The following is a 17,480-nucleotide window of genomic DNA, read 5'->3' as shown; positions in this document are numbered from 1 at the left end:
GGCGCCTCCGCCTCGACCACGTACCCGAGATCCCTCAGCGCCTCCACCAGCTCGGCGGGCGACCCGGGCGCGGTCCCCGCCTCGCTCAGCAGGCTCCGTACGATCCGGCCCTTCGTCGCCTTGTTGACGTGGCTGACCGCCGGGCGGGGGGGGGGGTGCCGGGCCCGCGGCGGCGCGGTCGGCGGCGCGCGCGCGCCGTGCGGGCGCCGCGCCGCGGCGGGGGGCGGAGCGCTCGATGCCGGGCACGGTGGGCCCCCCGGCGGGCGGCGGCCCCGGCCGGTCGGTCTCGCGGTTCTGCGTGTGTTCTTCAGCGCGCGTCATAGGCACCCCCGGCTTCACAACGCGTTCCAGCCACTGGTCGTTCCGTCACTCGTCGCCGGTGCCCAGGGGCGCGGCCGGGCGGCCCGGGTAGTCCGGGGGCGGCGCCAGGCGCTGGCCCGGGTAGCCGCCCAACTCGTACTTGAGGAGCTTCTTCGCCTTCTCCGGGTCCGTCTCGCCCTCTCCGTACGCCGGACACAGCGGCGCGATCGGGCAGGCGCCGCACGCCGGCTTGCGGGAGTGACAGACACGCCGGCCGTGGAAGATGACGCGGTGCGAAAGCATCGTCCACTCCGACTTGGGGAAGATCGCGCAGATCTCCGCCTCGATCTTCTCCGGGTCCTCCTGCTCCGTCCACTTCCATCGCCGGACCAGCCGGCCGAAGTGCGTGTCCACGGTGATGCCGGGCACACCGAAGGCGTTGCCCAGGACCACGTTCGCCGTCTTGCGGCCGACGCCGGGCAGGGTGACCAGGTCTTCGAGGCGGCCGGGCACCTCACCGCCGAAGTTGTCCCGGAGGGCGGCGGACAGGCCGATGAGGGACTTCGCCTTGGCGCGGAAGAAACCGGTCGGCCGGATGATCTCTTCCAGCTCCTCCGGGTCCGCCGCCGCCAGGTCCTCCGGAGTCGGGTACTTCGCGAAAAGCGCCGGCGTCGTCTGATTGACCCTGAGGTCGGTGGTCTGGGCCGACAGGACGGTCGCCACGAGCAGCTCGAAGGGGTTGCGGAAGTCGAGCTCGGGATGGGCGTACGGATAGAGCTCGGCCAGCTCGCGGTTGATCTTGCGAGCACGGCGCACCATCGCCAGGTGCGATTCCGGCTTCCACGGCTTCGCCTGCTTGGCCGCGCCCCGCGTCGCCTTCTTGGAGGCTTCCCCGGTCGCTTTGACAGCCTGCGCGGACTTCGCCGTCTTGGCGACCTTCGCGACCTTCGCAACCTTGGTCGGTTTGTTCGCTTTTGTCGCTTTATTCGGCGCGGGCGACACCTGTTCGCCCACGGCGGAATTCTGTTCCCCGGACACTCTCCCGGCCCCCTCGACCTGCGCTCTCACCGGCGAATTGGACACCCGGCCAGCCTAAGGGCCACCACCGACATCCGCCCCGGCCGACGGCGATCAGCGCCCAATCGGGGCCCTGCCGTACGGACACGCGTACCAGTGCGTCAAACTTGTTGTGATTGATCGCACTGTTTTACCGTCCGGCATCATGGGACCCAACGTCTCTGAGCAGGTCGACATAGGAGAGAACTCGTGGACGACGTTCTGCGGCGCGCCCCGCTCTTCGCGGCGCTCGATGACGAGCAGGCCGCGGAGCTCCGCGCCTCGATGAGTGAAGTGACGCTCGCCCGTGGCGACGCGCTCTTCCACGAGGGCGACCCGGGCGACCGGCTCTACGTGGTCACCGAGGGCAAGGTGAAGCTGCACCGCACCTCACCCGACGGCCGCGAGAACATGCTCGCCGTCCTCGGCCCCGGTGAGCTGATCGGTGAGCTGTCGCTCTTCGACCCGGGCCCGCGGACCGCCACCGCCACCGCCCTCACCGAGGTCAAGCTCCTCGGTCTCGGCCACGGTGACCTGCAGCCCTGGCTGAACGCCCGCCCCGAGGTCGCCACGGCCCTGCTGCGTGCCGTCGCCCGCCGCCTGCGCAAGACCAACGACCAGATGTCCGACCTGGTCTTCTCCGACGTGCCGGGCCGGGTCGCCCGCGCGCTCCTGGACCTGTCGCGCCGCTTCGGCGTGCAGTCCGAGGAGGGCATCCACGTCGTGCACGACCTGACCCAGGAGGAGCTCGCCCAGCTGGTCGGCGCCTCCCGCGAGACGGTCAACAAGGCCCTCGCGGACTTCGCCGGCCGCGGCTGGCTGCGTCTGGAGGCGCGCGCCGTGATCCTGCTGGACGTCGAGCGACTGGCCAAGCGCTCCCGCTAGAGCGCAGCGCCAGGACCGCCCGCGAGCGACGCACGCGACGGCCGCCTGGAGCAGCTGAAAGGGCCGCCCCCCTCGCCGGGGCGGCCCTTGCGCGTGTCCGAACGGCGCGCCGCCCGCCCGCGTCTCGCGCTGCCCGCGCATCCGTCTGGGACGCCCACCCGTGTCTCGCCCCGCCCCGGCCACGCATCCGGGCCGTCTGGGACGCCCGCCCGCGGCTCGCCCCGCCCGCGCGTCCGGGCCGCGCGACGCCCGCCCTCAGATCAGGCCGTGCTCGGTCAGGTACTCCAGCTGTGCCCGTACCGACAGCTCGGCCGCGGGCCACAGGGACCTGTCCACGTCCGCGTACACATGCGCGACGACGTCCCGCGCCGTCGTGTGACCGTTCTCGACGGCCGTCTCCACCTGGGCGAGCCGGCTGGCCCGGTGGGCCAGGTAGAACTCCACGACCCCCTGCGCGTCGTCCAGGACCGGCCCGTGTCCCGGCAGCACCGTGTGCACCCCGTCGTCGACCGCCAGCGAGCGCAGCCGCCGCAGCGAGTCCAGGTAGTCGCCGAGCCGCCCGTCCGGGTGCGCGACCACCGTCGTACCGCGCCCGAGGATCGTGTCCCCCGTCAGCACCGCGCGGTCGGCGGGCAGGTGGAAGCTGAGCGAGTCGGCGGTGTGGCCGGGCGTGGGCACCACCCGCAGTTCCAGGCCGCCGACCTCGATCACCTGCCCCGCCCTCAGCCCCTCGTCGCCCAGCCGCAGCGCCGGGTCCAGAGCGCGCACGGGGGTACCGGTCAGTTCGGCGAACCGCCCCGCGCCCTCGGCGTGGTCCGGGTGCCCGTGCGTGAGCAGGGTGAGCGCGACGCGCTTTCCGAGCCGTTCGGCGGTGTCCACGACCCGCCGCAGATGCCGCTCGTCAAGCGGTCCGGGGTCGACGACGACCGCGAGCCGCGAGTCCGGCTCGGACAGGATCCAGGTGTTCGTGCCGTCCAGCGTCATCGCGGACGCGTTCGGCGCCAGGACGTTGACGGCGCGTTCGGTCGCGGGGCCGGAGACCACGGCTCCGCGCGGCTGCCCGGGAAGCGCGGCGGCGTCGGTCATCGGGACGTTCCCCCCGTCGGCACGTGCTTGGTGAACTCCTCGTGCCCCGGCCAGCTCAGAATCACCTCGTCGCCCTCCAGGCGCGCCTGTGCCAGTACGGGAGTGAGGTCCTGGTCCTTCGACGCCGCCAGGGCCGCTGCCGGGCTCCCGTACCGCTCCAGGGTCCGCAGCGTGGCGATGGTCGGGGGCATCATCAGCAGCTCGCCCCGGTCGTAGCCCGCCGCCGCGTCCGCCGGGCGGACCCACACCGTGCGGTCGGCCTCCGTGGAGGCGTTACGGGTGCGCTGGCCCTCCGGCAGCGCGGCCACGAAGAACCAGGTGTCGTAGCGGCGCGGTTCGAACTCGGGGGTGATCCAGCGCGCCCAGGCGCCCAGCAGGTCGGAGCGGAGCACCAGGCCCCGCCGGTCCAGGAAGTCCGCGAACGCCAGCTCCCGGGCCACCAGGGCCGCCCGGTCCGCCTCCCAGTCGTCGCCCGTGGTGTCGGCGACGACCGTGTCGGCGGTCGGCCCCGCGAGCAGGACGCCGGCCTCCTCGTACGTCTCGCGCACCGCCGCGCACACGATGGCCTGCGCCTCGGCCGGCGGGGCCACCCCGAGCCGGGCCGCCCAGTCGGCCGGGGAGGGGCCCGCCCACCGCACGGGGTGCTCGTCGCGCGGGTCGACGCCGCCGCCCGGGTAGGCGTACGCACCGCCCGCGAAGGCCATGGACGTACGCCGGCGCAGCATGTGCACCCGCAACCCCTCCTCGGCGCCGTCCCGCAGGAGCATCACGGTCGCGGCCCGCTTGGGGGTCACGGCCACGAGTGCCCCACTGGCGAGTGCGCGGATGCGGTCGGGCCATTCCGGCGGGTACCACTGACCATTGGACATGGCCGGATGCTATGCGCATCCGTCGCGATGTTCGAGAGGGGAACGTGGTCACGACAGCGACTCCGCGTCCCCTCACCGCCGCCTCAGTCCTGGACGAGCTCCACCTGGATCTCGACCTCGACCGGCGAGTCCAGCGGCAGCACCGCGACGCCGACCGCGCTGCGCGCGTGCACGCCCTTCTCGCCGAGCACCTCGCCCAGCAGCTCGCTGGCACCGTTGAGGACGGCCGGCTGCCCGGTGAAGTCCGCGGCGGAGGCGACGTACCCGACGACCTTCACGACCCGCGCGATCCGGTCCAGGTCCCCGGCGACCGACTTCACGGCGGCCAGTGCGTTGAGCGCGCAGATCCGCGCCAGCTTCTTGGCCTCCTCCGGGGTGACCTCGCCGCCCACCTTGCCGGTGACCGGAAGCTTGCCGTCCACCATCGGGAGCTGGCCCGCCGTGTACACGTACACACCCGACTGGACCGCCGGCTGGTACGACGCCAGCGGCGGCACCACGTCGGGCAGGGTCAGGCCCAGTTCGGCGAGGGTCGCCTCGACGCGGCCGGTCACTGCTTCTCCCGCTTCAGGTACGCCACGAGCTGCTCGGGGTTGTTCGGCCCGGGCACAACCTGGACGAGCTCCCAGCCGTCCTCGCCCCAGGTGTCCAGAATCTGCTTGGTCGCGTGCACGAGAAGGGGCACGGTCGCGTATTCCCACTTGGTCATGGAGCCGACTGTAGCCGCTGCCACCGACAGCACCGCCAAGGGCAGCCTCCTGCGTAGCCCATGGGCCGACTGGTTAGGCTCGAATACGTGAGCAGGCTCCAGGTCGTCAGCGGCAAGGGCGGTACCGGTAAGACGACGGTCGCCGCCGCCCTCGCGCTCGCCCTCGCGACGGAGGGCAAGCGGACTCTCCTCGTGGAGGTCGAAGGCAGACAGGGCATCGCACAACTCTTCGAAACGGAAGCCCTTCCGTACGAGGAGAGGAAGATCGCCGTCGCCCCGGGCGGCGGCGAGGTGTACGCGTTGGCCATTGACGCCGAACGCGCGCTCCTCGACTACCTCCAGATGTTCTACAAGCTCGGTTCCGCCGGGCGCGCGCTGAAGAAACTGGGCGCGATCGACTTCGCGACCACCATCGCGCCGGGCGTACGGGACGTACTGCTGACCGGCAAGGCGTGCGAAGCCGTACGCCGCCGGGACAAGAGCCGGGAGAACAGCCGGGAGAACAGCCGGGGCACCAGCCGCGACAAGAGCCAGGACCCTAGCCAGGACAAGAAAGGCGGCGGTTACGTCTACGACTACGTCGTCATGGACGCCCCACCCACCGGCCGCATCACCCGCTTCCTGAACGTCAACGACGAGGTGGCGGGTCTCGCGAAGATCGGTCCGATACACAATCAGGCGCAGGCCGTGATGCGGGTGCTCAAGTCCCCGGAGACGGCCGTCCACCTGGTGACCCTCCTGGAGGAGATGCCGGTCCAGGAGACCGCGGACGGCATCGCCGAGCTGCGCGACGCGGACCTTCCGGTGGGCAACGTGCTGGTCAACATGGTCCGTCCGCACGTTCTGGACGAGGACGCGGTACGGGCGGCGGCGGGCGACCACCGCAAGGACATCGCCAAGGCGCTCGCCGCGGCCGGTATCAGCGGCTCCACCCGGCTGGTCGGCCCGCTCCTGGACCAGGCCGCCGAGCACGCCGAGCGCGTGGAGCTGGAGCGGGAGCAGCGTGAGGCGCTGGCGAAACTTCAGGTGCCCACGTACGAACTCCCCTTCCTCGGGGAGGGCGCTGATATCGCCGGTATCTACCAGTTGGCCAAGGAACTGAGGAAGCTCGGGGTGGGCGTATGACTCTCGATGGGGTTCCCGGCCTGGAGGTCGATCCGCTCCTGGACGACCCGGCGACCCGCATCATCGTGTGCTGCGGGGCGGGCGGTGTCGGCAAGACGACGACCGCGGCCGCGCTGGGCGTACGGGCGGCGGAGCGCGGCCGGAAGGTCGTGGTGCTGACGATCGACCCGGCCCGGCGGCTCGCCCAGTCGATGGGCATCGACCAGCTGGACAACGTTCCGCGCCGGGTCGACGGCATCAAGGGCGACGGCGAACTGCACGCCATGATGCTGGACATGAAGCGCACCTTCGACGAGATCGTCGAGGCGCACGCCGACCCCGCGCGGGCCGCCGCCATCCTGCGCAACCCCTTCTACCAGTCCCTGTCGGCCGGTTTCGCGGGCACGCAGGAGTACATGGCGATGGAGAAGCTGGGCCAGCTGCGGGCGCGCGAGGAGTGGGACCTGATCGTGGTCGACACGCCGCCGTCGCGTTCCGCGCTGGACTTCCTGGACGCGCCGAAGCGGCTGGGCTCGTTCCTGGACGGCACGTTCATCAAGCTGCTGATGGCGCCGGCGAAGGTGGGCGGCCGGGCGGGGATGAAGTTCCTGAACGTCGGTATGTCGATGATGACGGGCACCCTGGGCAAGCTGCTGGGGGGTCAGCTGCTGCGGGACGTACAGACCTTCGTGGCGGCGATGGACACCATGTTCGGCGGCTTCCGTACACGGGCGGACGCCACGTACCGGCTGCTACAGGCGCCGGGTACGGCGTTTCTGGTTGTGGCCGCGCCCGAGCGGGACGCGCTGCGGGAGGCCGCGTACTTCGTGGAGCGGCTGGCGGCGGAGCAGATGCCGCTGGCCGGGCTGGTGCTGAACCGGGTTCACGGCAGCGGCGCCGTGCGGCTGTCCGCCGAGCGGGCGCTGGCCGCTGCGGAAAATCTTGAAGAGGGCGGCATTGTGGATCAGGGGGCCGGGAAGGCTGGACTTCGTGGCCCAGAGGTCACTTCTCCCGAGGCTGCCCTCTCCCCCGAGTCGAAGGCCACCGGCACCACAACAGCACCCACGCCGCCCACGCCCCCCACGGCGCCCGTTGATGTCTCCGCCGCGTCTGTCTCTCCGGCCGTTGGCCGGTTGACCGCGGGGCTGCTGCGCCTGCATGCCGAACGGATGCAGGTGCTCGCCCGTGAGCAGCGCACGCGCGACCGGTTTACCGCGCTCCATCCGGAGGTAGCGGTGACTGAAGTGCCCGCGCTACCCGGTGACGTACACGATCTGGCGGGGCTCCGGGCCATCGGCGACCGTCTCGCGGCGGGTCACCGCCGCTGAGGGTGTCACTGAGCGCGTCACTGATCCCCGTCACTGACCGAACCACTGGCTGACGGAACCACGGGCCACGTCACTGACCACGTCACTGACCGTGTCACTGACTGACTCTGTCGCTACCCCACTGCCGCGTACGTCTCGTACGTCTCGTCGTCGTCCAGCGCGACGGGCAGGATGCCCGCGCTGCGCTCGTACTCCGTGCGCGCGGTCTCCAGCAGCCGGCGCCATGAGGTGACGGTCGGCCGCCGCCGCAGCAGTGCGCGGCGCTCACGCTCCGTCATACCGCCCCACACGCCGAACTCGACGCGATTGTCCAGCGCGTCGGCCAGGCACTCGGTCCGCACCGGGCACCCGGTGCACACCGCCTTGGCCCTGTTCTGCGCCGCTCCTTGTACGAACAGTTCGTCCGGATCGGTAGTGCGGCAGGCGGCCTGCGCACTCCAGTCAGCTACCCAGCCCATACCGGCGCCGTCCTCTCCCGAATCGAGGCTCCCCCACGGCGGCAGCGGCATATTCACCGCCACCAGTTGAGGACGTTACGGAAGGTGGGCACAGCGCAACACCCCCTTCGGGCCCAATCTTGAATGGTCCGAACGGACTATGCGTACGCGGCAGATCACCCAGGGGAGTGAGCGGTAGACATACGTAAGGAATCCCGTAAACCAGGGCACTTCACCGGGGCTGCACAGGGCGGGCACTGACGCATGGGGTCGAAACGGGCATGAGGCCGCGCGGCTCGGGGAACGCGGGGGCCGTACCGGGTTTTTGTCACGGGGGCGCAACTGCTGTGACAGTTGTGACCAGCTTAGGCCAAGGCATATACGCGTGTCCGGCGAATGAGAACGTAGGCTGACTCCATGCCAAAGAAGCGCTCGGGCGGGGGTCTGACCGGGACCCAGCAGGCCGCCAAGTTCCTCGGTGTCAGCGTGCTGTCCGGTGCGGTGCTCGCGGGGATCGCACTGCCCGCCGCGGGGGCGCTGGGTCTCGCGGCCAAGGGCACGGTCCAGGGGTTCGACGAAATCCCGGCCAATCTGAAGCGGCCCCCGCTGAGCCAGCGCACCACGATCCTCGACTCGCAGGGCGGTCAGATCGCCACGGTCTACTCCCGCGACCGCACTGTCGTGGACCTCAAGGACATCTCCCCGTACATGCAGAAGGCGATCGTCGCGATCGAGGACTCGCGCTTCTACGAGCACGGGGCCATCGACCTCAAGGGCGTGCTGCGCGCACTCAACCGCAACGCGCAGTCGGGCGGGGTCGCCCAGGGTGCGTCGACCCTGACCCAGCAGTACGTGAAGAACGTCTTCGTCGAGGAGGCGGGCGACGACCCCGACAAGGTCGCCCAGGCCACCCAGCAGACCCTGGGCCGCAAGATCCAGGAGCTGAAGTACGCGATCCAGGTGGAGGAGGAGCTCGGGAAGAAGAAGATCCTCGAGAACTACCTCAACATCACCTTCTTCGGGCAGCAGGCGTACGGCATCGAGGCGGCGTCCCAGCGGTACTTCTCCAAGCGCGCCAAGGACCTGAACCTGGAGGAAGCGGCGATGCTGGCCGGCATCGTCCAGTCGCCGAGCCGCTACGACCCGGTCAACGACGTGCAGGAGGCCACCAAGCGCCGCAACGTCGTCCTGTCGCGCATGGCGGCCGTCGGCGACATCAGCGAGGCGGAGGCGGAGCGCGCCAAGTCCACCCCCATCCAGCTGAAGGTGAGCAAGCCGAAGAACGGCTGCATCACCGCCGTGGACGGCGCGGGCTTCTTCTGTGACTACGTACGCGAGGTCTTCCTCTCCGAGCCGGTCTTCGGCAAGAACCGGGAGGAGCGCAGCAAGATCTGGAACCGTGGCGGCCTGACGATCAGGACCACGCTCGATCCGCAGGCGCAGAAGTCGACGCAGGAATCGATCAAGAGCCACGTCTACCAGAGCGACAAGGTCGCGACGGCGGTGACGATGGTTCAGCCGGGCACCGGCAAGATCGTGGCGATGGGTCAGTCCAAGCCGTACGGCTTCGGGAAGAACGAGACCCAGATCAACTACTCGGTCAACAGGGGCATGGGCGGCTCGAACTACGGCTTCCCGACCGGGTCGACGTTCAAGCCCTTCGTGGCGGCCGCCGCCCTGGAGCAGGGCAAGCCGCCGACGCAGGTGTACCCGTCGCCGTTCGAGATGCCCTACCCGGAGTCGGTGTCGACCTGCAGCGGGAAGCCCTGGGTCAACCAGGGGGACACCGTGGAGAACGAGAACGAGTCGGAGGTCGGCCCGTACGCGCTCAAGGAAGCGATGGCCAAGTCGGTCAACACGTACTTCGTACAGATGATCGGCGAGATCGGCATGTGCCCGGTCGTGGAGATGACCAACAAGCTGAACGTGGTGATGGGCAATGACGAGAAGCTGCCCGAGAAGCCCTCCAGCCTCACCCTCGGCTCCAACGGCATCTCGCCGCTGAACATGGCCAGTGCCTACGCGGCCTTCGCCAACCGGGGCACGTACTGCACGCCGACCGCCATCGAGTCCATCAAGACGGCGGACGGCACGAGCCTCGCCGTCCCGAAGACCAAGTGCAGCAAGGCGATGTCGGAGCGGACCGCCGACACCATCAACACCCTGCTGCGCGGTGTGATCGACTCCGGTACGGGTCAGGCGGCGGGTCTGTCGTCCCGTGACAACGCAGGCAAGACGGGTACGACGGACGGCCGCAGGAACGCCTGGTTCGTCGGCTACACCCCGAACCTGTCGGGCGCCGTGTGGGTCGGGGCCCCGGCCCAGGACGTCGAGATGCAGTACATCACCATCGGCGGCCAGTACCACGACAAGGTCTTCGGCGGCAAGGTGCCGGGGCCGATCTGGAAGGACGCCATGACCGGCGCGCTGGACGGCCACGAGGCCCCCGGCTTCGTCGGCGTCAACATCCCGGACGCCCCGAGGGACGGCAAGGGGAAGGGCGGGCCGGTCGCCGACAACAAGCCGGGCGGCGGCACGACCGGCGGCGGAGGCACGACCGGCGGCGGCGGAGGCGGCCGGGACGACGACGACCCGTGGGGCGGCATCACCATCCCGCCGGACCTGATCGGCGGAGGCAACGCGCGCGGCCAGGGCAACGGCGGCGGCCACCGGTGACGCCACCCGCGTAGCGCAGCGCGAACGGGACGCGTAGCGGGACGCGGAAGGGGACGCGCAACGGGGAAGGGCGCCCCACCGGTGGTTCGGTGGGGCGCCCTTTTTTTGGTGAGGTGCGGGGGGCCGCCGCAACGCGCCGGCGTTGCCGACGCCTCGGCGGGGGCATGAGCCGGGCGCACCCGCCCCCGCCGCAACGCGCAGGCGTCGTGCGCCGCCCCGGAACCCCGGGACCCCGGGAGCCCGGACCGTACGGGGCAACCGAGGGGGCTAGCCCCCGACGGCGACGCGTAGGCGGCTCAGCCCGCCAGCAGCTGCTTGACCACGGCCGCGACGCGGCCGCCCTCGGCGCGGCCCGCCACCTTCGGGTTCACGATCTTCATCACGGCGCCCATCGCGCGCGGGCCCTCGGCACCGCCCGCCTTGGCCTCCTCCACCGCCTCGGCGACGATCTGCTTCAGTTCGTCGTCGCTCAGCTGCTGCGGCAGGTAGGCGTCAAGGATGGCGCCCTCCGCCTTCTCCCGCTCGGCCTGCTCGGCGCGACCGCCCTGGGCGAAGGCCTCGGCCGCCTCGCGGCGCTTCTTCGCCTCCTTGGCGATCACCTTCTGCACCTCGTCGTCGGAGAGCTCGCGCGCCTGCTTGCCCGCGACCTCCTCCTTGGTGATGGCGGCAAGGGTCAGCCGGAGCGTCGAGGAGCGCAGCTCGTCGCGCGCCCTGATCGCCTCGGTGAGGTCTTCCTGCAGGTTGGACTTGAGCGTGGTCATGCGCACAAGTGTGGCAGGTGCGGCGATCCGTACGCCCGCTCATTTCTGCCGCCGCGTCGGGTCTGGGACGATGGCTCCATGCGCGCGCGATACGGAGTTCCCCTGAAAGTCACCGCAGGAATCGCAGCGGTCGGCGCGGCCGGCCTGGCCTACGCCGCCGGCTTCGAGGCCCGCTCGTTCCGGCTCCGCCGGGTCACCGTCCCCGTACTGCCGCGTGGGACACGGCCGTTGCGGATGCTGCAGGTCTCCGACATCCACATGGTGAGCGGTCAGCGCAAGAAGCGGGCCTGGCTCCAGACGCTGGCCGGGCTGCGCCCGGACTTCGTCGTCAACACCGGCGACAACCTCTCCGACCCCAATGGCGTACCGGAACTTCTGGACGCACTCGGTCCGCTGCTCGACTTCCCCGGTGTGTACGTCTTCGGCTCCAACGACTACTACGGGCCCAAGCTCCGCAACCCGGCCCGTTACCTGATCGAGCGGGCACAGGGCCGCCACGGCCTCAACGGCAACGCGCCGGCCGTCGGGGCCGTGCACAACCCGTGGGAGGAGATCCGGGACGCCTTCGACGCGGCGGGCTGGCTGAACCTCACCAACACGCGCGGCCGGCTCAAGCTCGACAGTCTCGACGGCCTGGAGCTCGCCTTCACGGGCCTGGACGACCCGCACATCAAGCGCGACCGGTACGAGCAGGTCGCCGGCGGCCCGGAGTCGGACGCCGACCTGTCGGTGGCCGTCGTCCACGCCCCGTACCTGCGCTCCCTCGACGCCTTCACGGCCGATGGCTACCCGCTGATCCTCGCGGGCCATACGCACGGCGGTCAGGTCTGCATCCCGTTCTACGGGGCGCTGGTCACCAACTGCGACCTGGACACGGACCGGGTGAAGGGCCTCTCCACCCACCGGGCCGGCGGCCACACCTCGTACCTCCACGTTTCGGCGGGCTGCGGCACCAACCGCTACACGCCGGTCCGCTTCGCCTGCCCGCCCGAGGCGACGCTGCTGACCCTCACGCCACGGGACTGATCTTCACCTTCGTACGGTGGAGGGAGGACTGCCGGGCGGCTGCCCCGCCGACTGCGTCCGCGTCCTGATCGCGGCGGCGTCACCGGAACCTGATCGACCGGGCCCAGGGCGGTCCGGCCCTGTCGGCCCACCGAGCCGGGACGTGCCGCCCACCGCTGCCGCCGCGCGTGGTGGGCGGCCCGTTCCTCCCACCACCTGGCGCCGCCCGGCGACGGCCTCCGCGACCGGCCCGGAGGGCCTGGACCGGATCAGCCCCACCTGCGCGGACCCTAAACCGGATTTCGTCTCCGGCCGCCAGTGGGCTAAAGTAAACGACGTCGCCGAGACACGCGGTGGCATCGGGGTGTAGCGCAGCTTGGCAGCGCGCTTCGTTCGGGACGAAGAGGTCGTGGGTTCAAATCCCGCCACCCCGACAGCTGAAACACCAGGTCAGGGGCCTGATCCGCGATAGCGGTTCGGGCCCCTGAGTGGTTCCTGGGGTGATCTTGGGAGCCATGAATGCCGACACACTGAGTGCCCGCAGGGCCCGCTGGGGCGTCCTGGGGTTGGACGCCGCCGGACGCCTCACGGTCGTCGCTCCAGCGGGGAACGGCCGGTCGAGACGTACACCCGGGTCTGTCCGAGATGAACTTCGACATCGAGCGGAGGCCGAGGAGTTCCCCCTCGCTCCGGCTCGGACCGAGGCGGAAGCCACCCGAATCGCGGATCACCTGGTTTCTCGGAGACCGTCACCCGGACGGCTTGGTCCTGTCGCCGATCGTCCGGGCTCCGGCACAGAATCGGAGAATGAGCAACTCATCCGAGGGCCCGAGTGGCCCGGTGCACCATGCGTATGCGCACCACACCGCCCACGGAGCCCCCAGTGGCGGCGGAGCCGGCAAAGTCGGCGGCTGGGCTTCCGGGGTGACGTTGTTCGCCGGGGTGCTGATGCTCGTGAACGGGGTTCTCGGCATGCTGCAAGGCGTCGCGGGTATCGCCGAGGACGATGTGTACGGGCGCGTCGGCGAGTACGTCTTCGAGTTCAGCGTCAGCGCCTGGGGCTGGATCCATCTGGTGCTCGGGCTGGTGGTCGCCGCCGTTGGTGCGGGGATCCTCAGCGGTGCCGCATGGGCGAAGGCGAGCGGCGTGGCGTTGGCCTCGTTCGCCCTGATCGCCAACTTCATCTGGCTGCCGTACCAGCCGGTCTGGGCAATCGTCTCGATCGCGATCGCCGTCTTCGTCATCTGGGCGCTGTGCACGGAGGACACGCCGCCTGTGGCACCGCCGACGAGGCACTGAGGCCGTTTGGTCGAGGGGGTGCCCGGCGGAGCGTGGATCAGTCCTTGCGGGCCCTGAGCGAGTACATCAGCGGGATACGCGGGCGGTCCGCCGCAAAGCGGTAGTAACCGTCCTCGTGCCGTACGAGTGCCTTGAAGCGGGCGAACAGCGAGACATCGTGCTCGTGCAGGAACTCGATCCGCAGCCCCGCCGCGATGAGCGCGGAGACGACCTCACCGATGGGGTGCTGCCATTCGACGCTGCGGTTGTGGACGGTGGCGGCGTCGACGTCGGCGTACGTCCCCGGGGTCTCATCCACCCAGGCGTCGCGGCTGAAGTAGTCGTACGCGATCCGTGAACCTGTCTCGTCGTCCAGGATGTCGGTGAGCGGATGGAATTCGGCGAGGTACAGAAAACCGCCGGGCGCGACGAGGGACGCCGCGGTCTCGGCCCAGCGGCGCACGTCCGGCAGCCAGTTCAGGGCGCCCACGCCTGTGTAGACGATGTCGTACGAAGCGTCCGGCACCGCCTCGGCGGCGTCGTACACGTCCGCGGCGACGAACGCGGCACGCTCGGGCGTGAGGCCGATGTCGGCGGCGAGGGAGCGAGCGGTCTCGATGGCCGGTTCGGAGAAGTCGAGGCCGACGACGTGTGAGGCGCCGCGGCGGGCCCAGGAAAGGGTGTCCAGCCCGATGTGGCACTGCAGGTGCAGCAGCGAGCGCCCGGTGACGTCCCCGACTTCCGCCAGCTCGAAGTCCCGCAGCACCTCGCGCTCACCGGCCCGGAAGGCGTCGAGGTCGTAGTAGTCGCCGGCGACGTGGATGGGCACTCGCTCGTCCCAGAGGGAACGGTTCGCCTCTCGCCAGTCGCCGGGGGTTGGGGAGTACATGCGCCGGAGGTTATCCACAGGCTGCGGACGACGCGAACGAATTGTCGGGCCGATCGGGTTACATGGGGGCATGACTGAACCGACCGATACGCAGACCATGCCCGACTGGGAGAAGCGGTTCCGGGCGCCGCGGGTGTCGTTGCCGGACTGGGCGCTGGACGCGCCCAGCCGGTCGTTGTTCGTGTCGAACGCGACGGGGACGTACGAGCTGTACGCCTGGGACCGGGACAGCGGCGAGCAGCGGCAGGTGACGGACCGGCCGAACGGCACGACGGAGGGGACGCTGTCGCCGGACGGCGAGTGGATCTGGTGGTTCTCGGACACGGATGGTGATGAGTTCGGCGTCTGGATGCGGCAGCCCTTCGGCGGTGGCGACGACGAGCCGGCGGCGCCGGGTCCGGCGGCGTCGTATCCGGCGGGGCTGGCGATAGGCCGGGACGGAACGGCGGTGGTCGGCCGGTCCACGGACGAGGACGGTTCGACGATCCACGTCGTACGCCCCGGGCGGCCGCCCCTGGAGATCTACCGGCACCGGGAGTCGGCCGGGGTCGGGGACCTGTCGCACGACGGGACGCTGATCGCCGTCGAGCACACCGAGCACGGTGACGCGATGCACGCGGCGCTGCGGGTGGTCCGGCTGGACGGTTCCGTGGTGGCGGAGCTGGATGACACCAAGGGCGGTACGGAGGAGCTGGGCCTGTCGGTGCTCGGCTTCGCGCCGGCGGACGGGGACAACCGGCTGCTGGTGGCGCACCAGCGGCGCGGGCGCTGGGAGCCGATGCTGTGGGACGTGTCGTCGGGCACGGAGACGGAGCTGGGGCTGGACCTGCCCGGTGACGTGTCGGCGGAGTGGTACCCGGACGGGTCGGGGCTGCTGATCGTGCACAGCTTCGAGGCGCGCAGCGAGCTGTGGCGGTACGAGATCGGGACGGGCGAGCTGTCGCGCGTGCCGACCCCGGCCGGGTCGGTGTCCGGTGCGACGGCGCGGCCCGACGGCTCGGTGGAGTACCTGTGGTCGTCGGCCGCGCAGCCGCCCGCGGTGCGGTCGACGGCGGGCGGGGTGGTCCTCGACCCGCCGGGAATGAAGGCGCCCGAGTCGGTGCCGGTGGAGGACGTGTGGGTGGACGGTCCCGGCGGCCGCATCCACGCGCTCGTGCAGCGGCCGGCGGGTGCGCGTGGTCCGCTGCCGACCGTGTTCGACATCCACGGTGGTCCGGCCTGGCACGACAGCGACGCGTTCGCCGCCGCCCCGGCGGCCTGGGTGGACCACGGGTACGCGGTGGTGCGGGTCAACTACCGGGGTTCGACCGGGTACGGGCGCGAGTGGACGGACGCGCTCAAGCACCGGGTCGGGCTGATCGAGCTGGAGGACATCGCCGCCGTACGGGAGTGGGCGGTGGCGTCCGGGCTGGCCGACCCTTCGCGGCTGGTCCTGACGGGCGGCTCCTGGGGCGGGTACCTGACGCTGCTGGGTCTCGGTACGCAGCCGGACGCCTGGGCGCTGGGGCTGGCCGCCGTCCCGGTGGCGGACTACGTCACGGCGTACCACGACGAGATGGAGGGCCTGAAGGCGCTGGACCGCACGCTGCTGGGGGGCTCGCCGGAGGAGGTCCCTGAGCGGTACGAGGCCTCGTCCCCGCTGACGTACGTGGACGCGGTGCGGGCGCCGGTGTACATCTCGGCGGGCGTCAACGACCCGCGCTGCCCGATCCGCCAGATCGACAACTACGTGGACCGGCTGGCGGCCCGCGGCGCGGTGCACGAGGTGTACCGGTACGACGCCGGGCACGGTTCGCTGGTGGTGGAGGAGCGGATCAAGCAGGTGGGGATGGAGCTCGACTTCGCGGCGCGGCACCTGGGGGCCCGCGCGGAGGGGAGGTGAGGGTGTTCCGTACCGTGTAGGTGTGTACCGGTTCCTGACGACGCCCCGCTGGTGGGGGATCAACATCTTCGTCGTGCTGGCGATCCCCTTCTGCGTCTTCATGGGGACGTGGCAGCTCGGCAGGTTCGAGGACCGCGTCGACTCCCACCGGGAGGCGGAGCGGCGGCCTGATCCGGGCTCGGTGAAGGCCGCGCCGCTGGAGGAGCTGCTGCCCGTCGACAAGGAGACGTCGGGCCGCCACGCGACGGCGACGGGGCGGTACGGGGAGCAGTTCCTCGTATCGGGGCGGGAGCTGGACGGCAAGACCGGCTCCTACGTGCTGACGCTGCTGCGTACGGAGGGCGGCAAGGCGCTGCCAGTGGTGCGCGGCTGGCTGCCCCAGGGCCGTACGGCCCCGCCCCCGCCGGCCGGTGAGGTGACGGTGACGGGCGCGCTCCAGGCATCGGAGCACACCGGCAGCTCGGGTGTGGGTGCGTCGGGTGCGCTGCCGCGGGGCCAGGTCGGCATGATCAGCGCGGCCTCGCTGGTGAACCTGGTGCCGGACGACGTCTACGACGCGTGGGTGACCCTCACGGACTCGCCGGCCGGCCTGACCCCGGTCCCGGCGACCGCGGCGGAGGGCAGCGGGCTGGACTTGAAGGCGTTCCAGAACCTGGGGTACACGGGCGAGTGGTTCGTGTTCGCGGGCTTCGTGCTCTTCATGTGGTTCCGCCTGTTCCGCCGCGAGGCGGAAGCGGCCCGCGACGCGGCACTCGGCCTCGCCCCGGAGCCGGCCCCTGCCCCGGGCCCGGCCACGCGCTCCTGAGCGCGGAGCGGGAAGCCGGAGACGCGTGGCTAGGTCCGGAGGCGTGAGGCCCGGGTCGCGAGGGCGGGTCGGGAGACCTGACGCCCGAGCCGCGAGGGCACGTCGGGAGACCTGAGGCCCGGGTCGCGAGGGCACGTCGGGAGAGCTGAAGCCCGGGTCGCGAGGGCACGTCGGGAGAGCTGAAGCCCGGGTCGCGAGGGCGGGTCGGGAGACCTGACGCCCGAGCCGCGAGGGCACGTCGGGAGACCTGAAGCCCGGGTCGCGAGGTCACGTCGGGGGACGTAGCCCCGAGCCATGAGGCGCGGCCCCGAGAGGTGTGAGCCGTGAGGCTGGCCGGGAGACGAGCCGCGTCCGGTGAGGCCCCGGCCGTGAGAGGCGAGCTGCGAACCAGGGCCCGAGCCGTTAGGCCC

Annotated in this window: 16 protein-coding genes, 1 tRNA gene and 1 pseudogene; 9 read left to right on the top strand and 9 right to left on the bottom strand. The window is 71.1% G+C overall.

Annotated elements, in window-relative coordinates:
* Both QWM81_RS29260 and nth read right to left on the bottom strand, forming a co-directional pair.
* A pseudogene (locus QWM81_RS29260) lies at positions 1–218 on the bottom strand (hypothetical protein); the annotation flags it as partial.
* 148 nt (positions 219–366) lie between these two features.
* Complete coding sequence (gene nth, locus QWM81_RS10325) at positions 367–1,314, bottom strand: endonuclease III (protein ID WP_435372350.1); 948 nt, start codon at positions 1,312–1,314, stop codon at positions 367–369.
* Between the two features lie 252 nt (positions 1,315–1,566).
* Between nth and QWM81_RS10320 the strand changes: the two genes are divergently transcribed.
* Complete coding sequence (locus tag QWM81_RS10320; protein ID WP_014046869.1) at positions 1,567–2,241, top strand: Crp/Fnr family transcriptional regulator; 675 nt, start codon at positions 1,567–1,569, stop codon at positions 2,239–2,241.
* A 255-nt stretch (positions 2,242–2,496) separates the two neighbouring features.
* Here the strand turns inward: QWM81_RS10320 and QWM81_RS10315 are convergent, their stop codons facing one another.
* From QWM81_RS10315 to sp36, 4 genes are all read right to left on the bottom strand, one after another.
* A complete protein-coding gene (locus QWM81_RS10315) occupies positions 2,497–3,327 on the bottom strand; it encodes an MBL fold metallo-hydrolase (RefSeq protein WP_290111475.1) in 831 nt (276 codons plus the stop codon).
* Positions 3,324–4,196, bottom strand: a complete 873-nt coding sequence (locus QWM81_RS10310) for an NUDIX hydrolase (protein WP_290111474.1) — start codon at positions 4,194–4,196, stop codon at positions 3,324–3,326. The genes QWM81_RS10315 and QWM81_RS10310 overlap by 4 nt, the downstream gene beginning before the upstream one ends.
* A gap of 83 nt (positions 4,197–4,279) precedes the next feature.
* Positions 4,280–4,750: a RidA family protein gene (locus QWM81_RS10305; protein WP_290111473.1), complete on the bottom strand. Its 471-nt coding sequence runs from the start codon at positions 4,748–4,750 to the stop codon at positions 4,280–4,282.
* Positions 4,747–4,905, bottom strand: coding sequence for a Sp36 family protein (gene sp36, locus QWM81_RS10300; protein WP_003991873.1), 159 nt, complete (start codon positions 4,903–4,905; stop codon positions 4,747–4,749). The genes QWM81_RS10305 and sp36 overlap by 4 nt, the downstream gene beginning before the upstream one ends.
* Before the next feature lie 87 nt (positions 4,906–4,992).
* Between sp36 and QWM81_RS10295 the strand changes: the two genes are divergently transcribed.
* Positions 4,993–6,030, top strand: a complete 1,038-nt coding sequence (locus QWM81_RS10295) for an ArsA-related P-loop ATPase (RefSeq protein WP_290111472.1) — start codon at positions 4,993–4,995, stop codon at positions 6,028–6,030.
* On the top strand, positions 6,027–7,337 hold the full coding sequence (gene bagB, locus QWM81_RS10290; RefSeq protein ID WP_290111471.1) for an ATPase BagB: 1,311 nt from the start codon (positions 6,027–6,029) through the stop codon (positions 7,335–7,337). Before QWM81_RS10295 ends, bagB begins: the two co-directional genes overlap by 4 nt.
* Before the next feature lie 113 nt (positions 7,338–7,450).
* On the opposite strand, the gene QWM81_RS10285 is transcribed toward bagB, so the two are convergent.
* The gene (locus QWM81_RS10285) at positions 7,451–7,795 is read right to left on the bottom strand and encodes a WhiB family transcriptional regulator (protein ID WP_058940833.1); all 345 of its coding nucleotides are present in this window, start codon (positions 7,793–7,795) and stop codon (positions 7,451–7,453) included.
* 396 nt (positions 7,796–8,191) lie between these two features.
* Here QWM81_RS10285 and QWM81_RS10280 point away from each other — a divergent pair, with 396 nt between their 5' ends.
* Positions 8,192–10,450, top strand: coding sequence for a transglycosylase domain-containing protein (locus QWM81_RS10280; protein WP_290111470.1), 2,259 nt, complete (start codon positions 8,192–8,194; stop codon positions 10,448–10,450).
* Positions 10,451–10,746: 296 nt separating this feature from the next.
* Here the strand turns inward: QWM81_RS10280 and QWM81_RS10275 are convergent, their stop codons facing one another.
* Entirely contained in the window at positions 10,747–11,211 is a 465-nt protein-coding gene (locus QWM81_RS10275) for a GatB/YqeY domain-containing protein (protein WP_290111469.1), read from the bottom strand.
* Positions 11,212–11,289: 78 nt separating this feature from the next.
* On the opposite strand from QWM81_RS10275, the gene QWM81_RS10270 reads away from it, so the two are divergent.
* The 3 genes from QWM81_RS10270 (at position 11,290) to QWM81_RS10260 (ending at position 13,515) form a co-directional block, all read left to right on the top strand.
* Complete coding sequence (locus tag QWM81_RS10270) at positions 11,290–12,237, top strand: metallophosphoesterase (RefSeq protein ID WP_290111468.1); 948 nt, start codon at positions 11,290–11,292, stop codon at positions 12,235–12,237.
* 339 nt (positions 12,238–12,576) lie between these two features.
* Positions 12,577–12,650 (top strand) — tRNA-Pro (locus QWM81_RS10265).
* 373 nt (positions 12,651–13,023) lie between these two features.
* Entirely contained in the window at positions 13,024–13,515 is a 492-nt protein-coding gene (locus QWM81_RS10260) for a DUF7144 family membrane protein (protein WP_435372349.1), read from the top strand.
* A gap of 37 nt (positions 13,516–13,552) precedes the next feature.
* On the opposite strand, the gene QWM81_RS10255 is transcribed toward QWM81_RS10260, so the two are convergent.
* The gene (locus QWM81_RS10255; protein ID WP_290111466.1) at positions 13,553–14,383 is read right to left on the bottom strand and encodes a class I SAM-dependent methyltransferase; all 831 of its coding nucleotides are present in this window, start codon (positions 14,381–14,383) and stop codon (positions 13,553–13,555) included.
* A 70-nt stretch (positions 14,384–14,453) separates the two neighbouring features.
* On the opposite strand from QWM81_RS10255, the gene QWM81_RS10250 reads away from it, so the two are divergent.
* Positions 14,454–16,265 (top strand): S9 family peptidase, encoded by a 1,812-nt coding sequence (locus QWM81_RS10250; RefSeq protein ID WP_290111465.1) that lies wholly within the window; start codon positions 14,454–14,456, stop codon positions 16,263–16,265.
* A 22-nt stretch (positions 16,266–16,287) separates the two neighbouring features.
* Entirely contained in the window at positions 16,288–17,070 is a 783-nt protein-coding gene (locus tag QWM81_RS10245) for an SURF1 family protein (RefSeq protein WP_290111464.1), read from the top strand.
* Positions 17,071–17,480 lie beyond the last annotated feature (410 nt).

Origin of the sequence: Streptomyces ficellus, assembly GCF_030406405.1 — a bacterium.
In the GTDB taxonomy this organism is placed as follows: Bacteria; Actinomycetota; Actinomycetes; order Streptomycetales; family Streptomycetaceae; genus Streptomyces; species Streptomyces ficellus_B.
This window is presented reverse-complemented; position numbering and strand designations above follow the sequence as displayed.

Excerpts from the sequence above, each read along its gene's own strand:
- QWM81_RS10275 (WP_290111469.1), bottom strand. The coding sequence starts at position 11,211 with ATGACCACGCTCAAGTCCAACCTGCAGGAAGACCTCACCGAGGCGATC.
- QWM81_RS10250 (WP_290111465.1), top strand. The coding sequence starts at position 14,454 with ATGACTGAACCGACCGATACGCAGACCATGCCCGACTGGGAGAAGCGG.
- bagB (WP_290111471.1), top strand. The coding sequence starts at position 6,027 with ATGACTCTCGATGGGGTTCCCGGCCTGGAGGTCGATCCGCTCCTGGAC.
- QWM81_RS10255 (WP_290111466.1), bottom strand. The coding sequence starts at position 14,383 with ATGTACTCCCCAACCCCCGGCGACTGGCGAGAGGCGAACCGTTCCCTC.
- QWM81_RS10280 (WP_290111470.1), top strand. The coding sequence starts at position 8,192 with ATGCCAAAGAAGCGCTCGGGCGGGGGTCTGACCGGGACCCAGCAGGCC.
- QWM81_RS10285 (WP_058940833.1), bottom strand. The coding sequence starts at position 7,795 with ATGGGCTGGGTAGCTGACTGGAGTGCGCAGGCCGCCTGCCGCACTACC.
- QWM81_RS10270 (WP_290111468.1), top strand. The coding sequence starts at position 11,290 with ATGCGCGCGCGATACGGAGTTCCCCTGAAAGTCACCGCAGGAATCGCA.
- QWM81_RS10260 (WP_435372349.1), top strand. The coding sequence starts at position 13,024 with ATGAGCAACTCATCCGAGGGCCCGAGTGGCCCGGTGCACCATGCGTAT.
- sp36 (WP_003991873.1), bottom strand. The coding sequence starts at position 4,905 with ATGACCAAGTGGGAATACGCGACCGTGCCCCTTCTCGTGCACGCGACC.
- QWM81_RS10310 (WP_290111474.1), bottom strand. The coding sequence starts at position 4,196 with ATGTCCAATGGTCAGTGGTACCCGCCGGAATGGCCCGACCGCATCCGC.
- QWM81_RS10315 (WP_290111475.1), bottom strand. The coding sequence starts at position 3,327 with ATGACCGACGCCGCCGCGCTTCCCGGGCAGCCGCGCGGAGCCGTGGTC.